Raw genomic sequence first — 12,770 nt, 5'->3', positions numbered from 1 at the left:
AATGAATATGGATTTTAAAAAGTCACTTAATTTATTTAAGTGGCTTTTTTTTATAAAAATAGCATCATTACACAGCTAATAGAGCTGTATGTGAAATTTATACAATGGAGGAGTTAACATAAGTGGATAAAAAAAAGGTATTAGTTGGCAGCCCCGTATATCAAAAACCGGAAATACTGGAGGCATTTTTGAAGTCCTTAAAAACCCTTAACAGGGATACTGTCTCTATAGATTATATGTTTGTAGATGACAATATTGATGAAAGCTCCAAGCAGCTTTTAGCTAGCTTTAAGAGAGAGGAATCAACCGTTACCATTGTTGAGGGTAAAGGTAATGGAGCATATTTGTGTAATGATGAAACGCATCACTGGGATGATAGTTTGATGTTAAAGGTGGCAAATTATAAGAACTTTATTATTGACTATGCCATAAGCAATAATTATGATTATCTGTTTTTTGTTGATTCCGATTTGATTCTGCACCCTAATTTGATTGAACATTTAAAGACTGCAAATAAGGATATTATATCTGAAATATTTTGGAGCAAGTGGCATAATGATAGACCTTTCGAACCAAATGTCTGGCTGTTTGACGAATATGATTTGGTGCCTAAGAGATTAGGAGAGACACTAAGCGAAGAAGAAATGAATAGAAGGCAGACTAAATTTCTGAATCAACTCAAAATTCCTGGCATATATGAAGTGGGCGGATTAGGTGCATGCACATTGATTAGCAGAGTTGCATTGTTAGAAGGCGTTAATTTCAAGCCTATTAAAAACTTGACAATACATGGCGAAGATCGATTTTTCTGCATACGAGCAGCGGTGATTGGCATTGATATTTTTGTAGATACATGTTACCCCGCATACCATATTTACAGAGAGCAAGATTTGGCTGGTGTGCAAGATTATGTAAAAAGCTGTGAAACAGACATTGCATTTGTACGTAAATATAAAAAATGCGGAAATAAAATTACTCTTTCTATGGTAGTGAAGAATGAGCAGGGACGGTATCTAAAGCAAGTGCTGAATAGCCTAAAAGACCATATTGATGAGGCTGTCATAATTGATGATGCGAGCACTGATGATACAGTTCAAATTTGTCAACAAATATTACAGGGTATCCCTCTATATATTACAAAAAATGAGAAATCCCTGTTCGCAACTGAGGTAGAACTCAGGAAAAAGCAATGGAATGAAACCATAAAAAGAAATCCTAATTGGATTTTAAACCTTGATGCAGATGAAATAGTAGAAGAAAGCTTTTGGGATAATGCTCAGAAACTTGTGGATAATATAAATTGTGATTGTTATTGCTTTAGACTATATGACATGTGGGATAAAACTCATTATCGCGAGGATGAATATTGGAATGCACACAGTATTTTTAGACCTTTTTTAATGAGATACCAGCCCGGTTTTAATTATGCATGGAATGAAACAGCACAACATTGCGGAAGGTTTCCGATGAATACTTTTTCTCTTCCGAAGGCTGAATCTAAATTCCGAATAAAGCATTTGGGGTGGTCAACGGTAAAAGATAGACTGAAGAAGGCTAAAAGGTATGAGCTTTTAGATCCTGATGCAATATATGGAAACAAGGATCAATACGATTCTATTATGGACGTAAATCCCAATTTGGTTAAGTGGAATGAGGAATCAAGATGAAAATTCAAGAAAAGAAAATAAATGTTGGTGTCGGATTTGTTACAGGACGTAAGAATTTTAAAAATGTAGTTAAAACATATGTAGATAACTGGAATGAATCGGGTCTTGTTGATAATAAAAAAATTGCGCTACATTTATTTGTTGCTTACGACTTAAAATATTCAAAGACAAAAGTAAGTGATTATAAAATTACAGATGAAGAAATATTAGATCGGATTGATTCTGTTTATTACTTAGGAAACTCTTCAATAACAAATGAGGCACAATACCTGATAGAAAAAAAGGTAATTAATTTAAAAGAAGCAAAATTGATATTTGGTGAAGGCTATGCAATGAAAAGAAATTTGGTTTTGTATTTTGCAATGAAAAATAAAATGGACTATCTTATTTTTCTTGATGATGACGAATATCCAATAGCAACTATTAAAATTAATGATAGCATTGTTTGGAAGGGGCAAGAGGTTTTATCCACGCATATTAGCAACATTAAAGATGCGGATATGACGCATGGTCATCATTGTGGGTATATTTCACCAATACCATATTTAGATTTTAATGACAAGTTATCTGAAGATGATTTTAAAATTTTTATAGAATCTATAAGCAATGACATTATTAACTGGGAGTCAGTGAAACAAAAAATGAATGACGGAGGAGTGACGTACGCTAATCTTGATATAATTAATAGTAAAAGAATTGAGGTTGTTAAAGAAATAAATGGAATGAAATTTATTTCGGGTGCTAATTTAGGATTTAACCTTAATAATCTGGATAAATTATTTCCATTTTATAATCCACCTGGAGCAAGAGGGGAAGACACCTTTTTAAGTACCTGCATTGGTGAGTGTACGATAAGAAAAGTTCCTTGCTATACATTTCATGATGGATTTTCTACTTATGACCATTTGCTCCTTGGAGTTCTTCCTAACAAATTAAAAGTTATAAAGGCGGATTCAGGAGCAATTACTAAAAGATTCTTAAAGGCTTCAATCGGTTGGGTTCGGTATAAGCCACTTTTGCTTTATATAACTCAAAGAGAGAGTTATGAAATGGAAATCACTAAAATGAAAAAGAATTTATCAAATGTAATTCCAAAGGTTTGTGACTATTTTGGCAGTGACGAATTTAAAAATATATTGGACGAACTTGAATTTTATCATACGCATGTAGAGAAACATTACAAAGATTTCGAAAGTACTAAAGTAGCTTGGCTAAAAGTAATTAGTTTTTTAAAGAATGCATAGCACTACGATTTACAGATTGTTTTATTATTGTAGTAAGGTGAAAAGTACAAGGATATTATAAAAAAAATTATATCTTCCTTGGGTAAATATGAATTATATGATATACTTACTTTAAAAAATTTGTAGAAATGAAGAAGGATAACGTTATGTTTTTTAAATTAAATGAATATTGCAAGCCGGATTTTTCATTAGATAAATTTATAAATTCTCCGGATGCAATTTTAGAATATGCACCAAAGGATATGGTAGCTCCCTTGGAATTTCATGCAACTTCTATTTTTCCCGAATATTACAAGATAAATGGTGAATGGCTCCTTGCTGAAGATTCAAGAATGGATTGCGTTGCAATATATGAAAATGGAAAGATATTTGTCAAAGAGTTTCGAAACATTCGCTGTGGTGATGCCGTGATAATGGGTCGTACAGAGAACTGTGAAGAAGGAATCTATGTTCATAATGACTGCTTTAGGTCAGAGAAGCAAAATAAAGAAGAGGCATTTGCCTTCAGGCAGGGCAGAAGCAGGGAAACTGGATTCTCCTGTGATTATGATTTTATAAATGGACTTTTGAAGCATGAAAAAGAAAACGGATATGTTGTCTGGGTCCTGGGCCCTGCTTGCACTTTTGACATTGAAGCAAGAAAATGCTTTTCAAAGTTAATAGAAAATGGATATGTTCATGCATTGTTAGCAGGTAATGCACTTGCGACCCATGATCTTGAAGCAGGTCTTTTGGGAACTGCCCTGGGACAAGATCTTTATTCACAAAGACCGCATTTTAATGGTCACTATAATCATATTGATACAATAAACAAAGTTAACCTACATGGTTCTATTGCAAGCTTTATCGAAAAAGAAAATATTTCGGATGGAATCATGTACAGCCTTGTAAAAAAACATGTGCCATTTGTGCTAAATGGATCCATAAGAGATGATGGACCATTACCAGACGTATACGAGCATACATATGACGGTCAGGATGCAATGAGATCACATCTCCGAAAAGCGACTACTGTTATTGGCATGGCTACAACTTTGCATACTATTGCATCAGGAAATATGACGCCTACTTACAGAGTCCTTTCAGATGGAACTATAAGGGAAGTGTTCTTTTATACTGTAGATACTGCTGAGTTTGCTGTAAATAAGCTAGGTGACAGGGGAAGCTTAGGAGCAAAGGGTATCGTAACAAATGTACAGGATTTTGTAGGAAATCTTTGCAAAGGTCTAAATATTTAAAGCCTAAATAGGAGGAGGAGACAAAATGATACGCAAGGCAACCCAAAATGATATACAAGGTATTGTCAAAATATATGACGCTATTATAAAAAAAGAAGAGGAGCAAACTTTATGTGTTGGATGGAAAAGGGGAGTATATCCTACAGAAGATACAGCTCAAAAGGCGTTCAATAGAAATGAACTGTTTGTGCTGGAGGATAATAATTGTATAGTGGCTGCTGCAATAATTAATCAAACTCAAGTTCAAGAATACAGAGATTGTAATTGGACGTACCAAGTACCTGATGATGAAATAATGGTTTTACATACGCTTGTAGTTGACCCAGAGATGTCTAATAAAGGATATGGAAAACAGTTTGTTGAGTTTTATGAGGAGTTTTCTGCACAATTGGGGATTGAATATCTCCGTATGGATACAAATGCTAAAAATCTAGGAGCAAGAAAATTTTATGAAAAAATAGGATATAAAGAAGTAGGAGTAGTTTCCTGCATTTTTAATGGAATTGAAGGTGTACAGCTTATTTGTTTGGAAAAAAGGCTTATTTTATAGATACAAATAAAAAATAAAAGCAGTGAAAAATAATGTGTTTTCACTGCTTTTAAATTATCTTTATTTGTCTGCTTCAAGGACTTTCCAAATATCATTGTCCGTTTTCTTATAGTCAGATAAATCCTTATAGTTTATTTCAAATTCAGCATAGTCACCCATGACGTGAGGCACGCTTATAACGATTACTAAGCTGTCTTTGGTTAAATAGGAATATTGGTTTCCACTATAAATATCAAAAGAATCAGCATTTTTTAGGAGATCTATCCATCCTTTAGTATCCGTTTCATCTAGTATATTTTTAATGGATTCCATTAATTCCGGAGTTTGATCTGGATAAGGTGACAGGTATTTTCCATTTTTAAATAAGTCAACAAATCCTTCGTTTATATTTACAAAGTCACTTAATTTTATGACTTTCTGATTCTTGATGTCTATATTTAAAGTTTCAACAGAGTTGCTTGGGTGAGCAGACTGAGTAAAGTTGACATAGTCATTAAACCTTATGCTCAGCAATTCCGGACTGCTGTACTTAACATCATATTTAAGCTCATATGAAAATGGTTCGCCTTGCTTTACCATTTCATTATAAGCTAAAAATGCTTTGTTTTTAATCATTTCATTTATTTTTTCCTGTGCAGAGGTGTCTGTAAGATTTATAAGCTGAGGATAATTAATAATCACATCTTTATCTTTAAATCTCTCTGATTTTAATTCATACATGGTCTCGATTTTCTTTGTATTTTCTTTTTGCACTTCTTTTTTTGTATCCTCAGACGGTGCTTTATTTTGGCTACAGCCTGATAAACATAAGCTAAGTGCTAAAATTAGAATAAGTGCTACATTATATTTTTTCATTTTTAATCCTTTCTGATTCTGGTTCTTTTATTTTATAATTCTTTTTAATTTGACTTTGGTCTCAAATTACTTGTTGCTTATAGGTAATATTTTATTATCTTTTATTTCGAATTTAGTTGTTTTGACTATATCTCCATTATAATTTTTTTTGATAAAAGTTAAAATACCGTTTAGACTGCCCTTATCCTGCCATGACGTTTCGTATACATATCTGGTTCCATTTTCAACAGTCTCACGGGTGCCTATCCAGTATGGATATTCACTATAGTTTTCAAAAATATAGTTGGCGGTCTCAGAGTTAATATCGGGTCTCTCTTTTTCTTTTTGATAAATATAAATTTCACCGTCTCTGCTGGCTTTTTTCAGGTAAGCTTTGGCATAAGCTTCACATTGTGAATCTAAGTCTGCTTTGCTTTTTTCACGATCAGTTGAGCTTAACTTTTCTAATGCAGTGGACGAAAATAAATCTTTTATAAAAGAATAATACTCTCCATCAGTAAGAGGTGCTTTTAAATTATCGTAAATATAATCCCCTTTACTGTCTTTTTTTAATGTAAGTACAGCCACATTTTCTCCATGGCCGCTACTTGCTGTTAAATTGTTATCTTCAAAAGAAAATTCATAGTACTCTTCAAGTAAATAAACCTTAGTAATACCATCTTTTTCTTCTGAATCAAGTGTTATATGTCCTTCTGCTGCTACTTCATACCAAGGACTATTGAATTCATTTTTGTAATGATTCAATAAGGCGTTTGAAATGCTTTGCTCTAAATTTGATGTATTTTCAGCAGTAATTTTAAGCTTATCTAAAGCTTCGGGTTTAGGGTTGGCAAGCAGGCCCACGCCTATAATGCATACCATTACAATTGAAAAAGCTATAATCCAAGGAACCGGTTTTTTGTAATTTAATACATTTTTTATTCTTCCTTTAACATTTCTTTCACCAAAAGCAAGAGGGCTGCCATTTATAATGCGGTGGTTTGTTGCAAGGGAAAGCAGGGAAGTAGAATAATCCTTTTTTATTTCTATGCCCATTTTTCTGATAACCTTTTCATCACAGGATAGTTCCATATCGGTACTCATTAGTAAAAACCCTATCCAGACTAAAGGATTGAACCAATGTATGCACAATATTAGAAAAGCCAAAAGCTTAACCATATGATCAAATCGTGAAATATGAGTTTTTTCGTGTTGAATGATATATCTTTTTTCATCTTCTGTTAATCCTGCTGGCAGATAAATTTTAGGACTAAGTATTCCAAGTACAAATGGGGTCTTGATATTGACTGCTTCATAAATATTAGATTTAAGGTGCTGGGCATGTTTTAAATGGTTCTTTAAAATCAATATACAAACAATACTGTAAATAAGCATTAAAACAATACCGGTAATCCAAATATACCCGGACCATGAATTAAAAAAGGTCTGCACAGGGGATACATCATAATTTGTTGGTGTCACCGTTAATGCTTTTCCAGTAAAGGTTTCTAAAGCATTATTATTTGTGTGAGTCATTTGATTATGGAATATGTATTGTGGAATTTCTTCTGTGCCGGTGGGTATAAAGCTTATCATACTTTCAAAGGAAAACGGGCAAAGAAGACGGAATGCCGCGATACTCCATAAAGCATAAGATATATTTTGGGGAACTTTTTTTAGTGGCAGCCGAAGTATAATGATAAAAAGAATGACATAGCTTGCTGTTATGCTCATATGTAAAACTGAAAAAAATAGTTCATTCATTTCTAATCCCCCTTTCTAATCCTCCTTATATTCATCAATCAGTTTTTTTAGTGCTTCTGCTTGTTTACTGCTTAGTTTATTTCCGCCAATAAAAGCTGTAAGAAATTTTGGAAGAGAGCCTCCAAAAAAATCTTCAACAAAGTACCTGCTTTGTTTTGCATAGAACTCTTCTTTTTTGAAACAAGATGTTACTGTAGCATTCTCATTTTGAAAAATACCTTTCTCACATAGTTTTTTTAAGACTGTATAAGTGGTTGATTTCTTCCATTTCATTTCCGCTTCACATAATTTGGCTAAGTCACCTGAAGTGATCGGTTCATTCTGCCAGATTAAATCTGCAAATTTGGATTCAGTTTTTGTCAGTTTATAACCGCTCATTAATTCACCTCCTTCATTTAAAAATATTTGAGACCCCTTTATTACCGCTTGGTCTATATCCTATAGACTAAGCGGTTTTTTTATTCTATAACTTATAGACCAGAATGTCAATATTTAAATATACCAAATTATTGAATAACTTTATGAAATAAAAAATTGTAATTAAATAGAGAAAAATATTCCAAATTGTCAAAATGTTTAGATTTTGTTTAGTTATGATTTGTATAATTAAGAAAAATTCTGTCGCCGAAATAATATCATAAAAGTGAATTTCAATGTGAAAGAAAGGAGTGGAATAAAATTCTTTTTTTAATCAAACTGAAATTATCTAAGAAGAGATAGATAACAGATTTTTACGGAAGGGGCGTAAATATTTATGAAAGAAAGGTCATTTAAAAAAGTTATTTCTTATATTTTAGGCATAACCATGATTATCACATTGATGCCATATAGTGCAGTATACGCAGACGAAAGTACAGTCTATAATCCTGGTAGCTCAAATTTCACCTATGATTATGATGGAATCAATTCATATGATCCAAATAAAGCAGGTATTCAAGATATAGTAGACCATAACGGAGAAATGTATGCTCTTCAAAATGATTATACAGGAGATACTAATAAAGTAAGAATACAAAAATATAACGGTTCTGGTTGGGAGTATATAAATAATGATATCGTGTCTTCTGATGGTTACTCATCTAGTATGGTTTTTTACAAAGACAAGCTCTATGTAGCATTTGTTGAAAATTTAGCGGGTTCGAGCAGACTAAAGGTAAAGGGCTATAACACAACGGGCTGGAAAGAAGTAGGATACAGTGAACCCTACGGCATAAATGTAAGTTCATCCGATAGTATAGAAAGCCATCAATTGATTGTTTTTAAGGATAAGTTGTATGCAATATTTGTATCGAAAGACAGTGAAGGTTATAAAGTAAGGGTTCTGGTATATGATGATGGGCAGGATAACTGGAATGAAGCAGATGGTGGTATTCCACTGGATTCTCATACTAAGAGTACTTCGTTTCGAGTTACCAAGACAGAGGATGCTATGTATGTAGCTATAAATAAATTAACGGGATTCGATCAGTATCAACGTACATTCCTGAGTAAAGTTATAAAATTTGACGGCATTTCATGGAGTGCATATGGGGGAGAGATAAACAATTTAATGAGTAAATTGGTTGTATACAATAATGAACTGTATGCATTTGAGAGTAGAATGGAGGGGATTTACTGCAGAAAATATGATGTTAAAAATAATCAGTGGGTTCAGATGACCTATAACGGAGGAAACACAGACTTTGAACCACCTCAGGCTACTTATTATTGTTCTAGTTTAACAAATGTTGAAGCGTACAATGGAAAATTATATATTTCAACAGTTATGAATTATTGGAAAGGCACTGTTCCTTACCAAACCTATGTTGCAGCATATGATGGCACAAATCTTATTTGGATAGGCGGAAGTACTACCATCAGGCAGGGAATTAATTTTGATCCATATGGAGAATATGTTGGAGCAATTAAAAAAATTAATGGTGAATTATTGGTCTTTGGAAAGCAGAAAAAAGCTACAGATTCTAACTCATTTGTTACAAAATTTGCAAAATATACAGATTCTGTTGCACCAGTGATTAGTTTTGGCACTGCCTCACGTATCAGTAGTACCAGCGGAGCAATAAAGATTACTACAAATGAACCGGGATATTTGTATTATACCCTTGTGGACGATGGAGCTCCAGTACCAGATATAGATACTTCAGGAATGGGAATTTTCTGCAACTCATTTGGAGCGGAGGCAAATATCCCTTTGACCGATGGAGAAAAGGATATTTATGTAACTGTAAAGGACGCAGCGGGAAATAACAGCCAGATAGTAAAATATGATATTCCCGCCATGGCGGATACGACACCTCCTGTGATTACCAGTCTTTCAGCTATCCGGTCCTCCGATGTGGATTCAAGTGTCCGCTTTACAGTAAATGAATCCGGAAAGTACTACTATAAATTGATGGCAGACGGAGCTGCAGAACCTACGGCAGCCATCCTTACCGGTACAACTGCCTTTAACTGTACAGCTGGAGAAAATGTCTTTACACCAAGTGGATTAACTGTAGGAAATAAGGATCTTTATCTATGTGCAAAAGATGTTGCAGGAAATATATCAGATGTTCAGAAAGTGGATTTAAATGATACGGTGAATCCGGTTATATCAGACAGCATCGCAGGGCGCAGCTCAGATACCGCAGCCCAAATAACCTTTACTTCCAGTGAAGCAGGAAGCAGCTATTATGTGGTAGTAGATGATAATCAGACAGCCCCTGTAATAAATACAGGAGGAACGGGAACAGCTTGCATCAAGGGTGCAAATACCATTGATATTTCAGGACTGACAGCGGGAGCAAAGGATTTGTACCTGCAGTTAAAAGATAAGGCAGGAAATTTAAGCACAGTATGGAAGGTGGATATTGATGCAGCAGCGGATACAACTATACCGGTTCTTTCCCAGAATAACGTTAAGAGAACAGCACCTGCATATGCAGATATAACCTTTGAAAGCAGTGAGGCAGGAAGTTATTACTATTTGGTTACTACTTCTGCTATTACTGATTCAAACCTTATAAATACTACAGGAGTAGGAAGCCCGTGTCAGGCAGGATTAAATACATTTAATGTATACTTAAACACATCTGAAGCAATGACAGTTTGCATTATTGCAAAAGATAAAGCAGGAAATTTAAGTCAGGTGCTCTCAGCTTATGTTGCACCATATCAGGTACCGGCCATAAATGATCTGGCAGCAATGCGTAATTCTCCAACTACAGCATATGTGAAATTAACTTCAACAGTCAGCGGTAATTTATATTGCAGTGTTGTAAACCATGGAGACCCTGTCCCTGTTATTGATACATCAGGTGCGGGAATAAGTGTTGAGGCTAAAATATTAAAAGAATTTACTGTTGATAACTTAACAGAGGGAGACAAGGATATCTATTTTCTGGTTAAAGATTTAAATGGAGCTGAAAGCTCAGTGACAAAAGGTACAATATGGCAGACTGTTGATGATCAGCCCCCTGTTTTATCCCTTGGCACAGCCTATAGATTAGAAGGCGGAACAATAGCAGCTATAAGATTCCAACCGAATGAATTTGTTTATTGGGATAAGGTTGTAGTTGATGAAGGTGTCACACCAGTCCCACCTACTGTAATTACGTATTCAGCATGTACGATAAATCAATTAGCATATGATGAGATTCAAGATTTAACCTCAGGAGCAAAGGATGTATATATCTATGCAAAGGATAAGGCGGGTAATGCAGCGACACCATATAAAATACGTATCCCGGCGTTTGAAGAGTCTGACACCACTAAACCTGTTTTGTCGGAAATCACTAAAACCCGTATTTCAGATGATAAGGCCACTGTGGCATTTGTGTCAAATGAAACAGGGACGTATTATTATAAGGTATTGGACAGTGTTACTGCAGATCCAGGTATCGATACAAGTGGAGCAGGAACTCCTTCCGGTGCTATGAATACTATTTCTATGACAGGTTTGTCTGCAGGAGTTAAGTATTTGTATGTTCAGGTAAAAGATGCGGCAGGAAATGTAAGTGAACCACTGCAAATCGTCATAGGCGGGTATCAGCCTGTAGTACCAAACTTGGCAATAGTCGGGTCTGCCACAAGTCCTAATTTGAGGCTCACAGAATACACAAAAGACGGAACTACATATAACTTAATTGAAGGACTGAATCCTATGGCAGAGAAGGTAAGTCAAGTTATGTCATACTTTAATGTGACAAACGGTACCGTTAAAACCTATAAATGGAACCCGACTTCTTCAACCCATACAGAGGTTGCCTCTAATGACTCAAGTACAGTAGTGGGAACCAACTTTAAGATAGAGCTGTATGATACATCAAATAATCTTGTGAAAACATATTATGTTGTAATCAGAGGAGATGTGAATTGCAGCGGAACTATAACTACAACGGATACATTAATGGTGAAGAACCATGTTATGGGAAAAGTAGGAATAACAAATCCTATTATGCTGTATAGTGCGGATATGAATAAGAGTAATACCATAACAACCACCGATACATTAGCTTTAAAAAATCATGTTATGGGTAAAGTAAGCATTGTTCAATAGCAAACGAACAAAAAATCAGAATAATATAAATGTTTAGATTCTGTTTAGGTACCATTTTGAATAATAGAGATAAATTCGTTATAAGAAGAAATTTTTTGATGGACAATCGTTTATTTTGAAAAGAGATACAAATGGCCATATAAAAATATGCAAAATCATAATATTTTGTAGAAGGAGGAATCAGTATGAAAAAAAAGTGCAGGGATTATTTTAGGCAAATAGGACTGTTTTTAGTATTACTACTAATTATCAATTTAGTCTATTTTCCTATGGAAGCACATGCAGCTACAGCGGATATAAAGCTTGAACTAAATGCAGATACGCCAGTAGTGTCTGTAGGAGAAACAGCTAAAATTACTTTAAAATTAACTGGCACCAATAACATTCATTATATGTTAACAAATGGAGATACAGGACTTTGGGGTGCTACAGTATATATAAAGATGAATGAAAATGTATTTACCAATCCAACGTTTGATACGACATTTTCTTCAGAAAATAAACTGAAATTAGAGCCTTCTATTCAGTGGCCATATTTTTCATCATCTGATAGATTTGCCTATGGGGCACATACTCCAGATAATGATTATATGCTAGATGATTGTGGAGGTGCAGATAACTCTGTAGACTTAGTAACCTTTTTAATACCTGTAAAGGCAGATGCTATTCCTGGAACATATGAATTTTCTTTTGTTCAGGATAAAATTGAGCAATTACCATTATTAAATGGTGACATAGGTTCGGAATATAATCCAAGTGTAAATTCTATATTTATTCAGGTAGTAGCAGCACAGACAAATCATACAATAAGCTTTGATGCAAACGGAGGAACCGGAAGTGTAACCTCAATGCAGGTAGCAGATGGACAAACTTCATCCGCATTACCAGATGGAAGCGGACTGACAGCACCAACAGGAAAGAAGTTTGACAGCTGGA

The 12,770-nt window shown here is 34.4% G+C and carries 9 protein-coding genes; 6 read left to right on the top strand and 3 right to left on the bottom strand.

The genetic code is table 11. From position 1 onward, the window contains the following. Positions 1 to 122: 122 nt before the first annotated feature. The 4 genes from RTW14_RS09265 to RTW14_RS09250 all read left to right on the top strand — a co-directional run bounded on the left by RTW14_RS09265 (position 123) and on the right by RTW14_RS09250 (position 4,699). Positions 123 to 1,667, top strand: coding sequence for a glycosyltransferase family 2 protein (locus tag RTW14_RS09265; protein WP_312649917.1), 1,545 nt, complete (start codon positions 123 to 125; stop codon positions 1,665 to 1,667). Continuing rightward, complete coding sequence (locus RTW14_RS09260; protein ID WP_312649914.1) at positions 1,664 to 2,911, top strand: hypothetical protein; 1,248 nt, start codon at positions 1,664 to 1,666, stop codon at positions 2,909 to 2,911. Before RTW14_RS09265 ends, RTW14_RS09260 begins: the two co-directional genes overlap by 4 nt. A 146-nt stretch (positions 2,912 to 3,057) precedes the next feature. Then, on the top strand, positions 3,058 to 4,149 hold the full coding sequence (locus RTW14_RS09255) for an ornithine cyclodeaminase family domain (protein ID WP_312649911.1): 1,092 nt from the start codon (positions 3,058 to 3,060) through the stop codon (positions 4,147 to 4,149). A gap of 25 nt (positions 4,150 to 4,174) precedes the next feature. After that, positions 4,175 to 4,699, top strand: coding sequence for a GNAT family N-acetyltransferase (locus RTW14_RS09250; RefSeq protein ID WP_312649909.1), 525 nt, complete (start codon positions 4,175 to 4,177; stop codon positions 4,697 to 4,699). Between the two features lie 60 nt (positions 4,700 to 4,759). Here RTW14_RS09250 and RTW14_RS09245 read toward each other — a convergent pair whose 3' ends face one another. The 3 genes from RTW14_RS09245 to RTW14_RS09235 form a co-directional block, all read right to left on the bottom strand. Next, positions 4,760 to 5,554 (bottom strand): PdaC/SigV domain-containing protein, encoded by a 795-nt coding sequence (locus tag RTW14_RS09245; protein ID WP_312649907.1) that lies wholly within the window; start codon positions 5,552 to 5,554, stop codon positions 4,760 to 4,762. Positions 5,555 to 5,620: 66 nt separating this feature from the next. Next, entirely contained in the window at positions 5,621 to 7,297 is a 1,677-nt protein-coding gene (locus RTW14_RS09240; RefSeq protein WP_312649904.1) for a M56 family metallopeptidase, read from the bottom strand. A 15-nt stretch (positions 7,298 to 7,312) separates the two neighbouring features. Further along, entirely contained in the window at positions 7,313 to 7,675 is a 363-nt protein-coding gene (locus tag RTW14_RS09235) for a BlaI/MecI/CopY family transcriptional regulator (RefSeq protein WP_312649900.1), read from the bottom strand. 376 nt (positions 7,676 to 8,051) lie between these two features. Here RTW14_RS09235 and RTW14_RS09230 point away from each other — a divergent pair, with 376 nt between their 5' ends. Both RTW14_RS09230 and RTW14_RS09225 read left to right on the top strand, forming a co-directional pair. Beyond that, on the top strand, positions 8,052 to 11,834 hold the full coding sequence (locus RTW14_RS09230; RefSeq protein WP_312649896.1) for a dockerin type I domain-containing protein: 3,783 nt from the start codon (positions 8,052 to 8,054) through the stop codon (positions 11,832 to 11,834). 185 nt (positions 11,835 to 12,019) lie between these two features. Continuing rightward, positions 12,020 to 12,770 (top strand): hypothetical protein (locus tag RTW14_RS09225; RefSeq protein WP_312649893.1); only part of this gene is annotated, 751 nt, incomplete at its 3' end.

The organism is Aminipila sp., from assembly GCF_032051575.1.
Lineage (GTDB): Bacteria > Bacillota > Clostridia > Peptostreptococcales > Anaerovoracaceae > Aminipila.
Note: the sequence above shows the minus strand (reverse complement) of the source record. Positions and strands in the feature narration are given on the sequence as shown.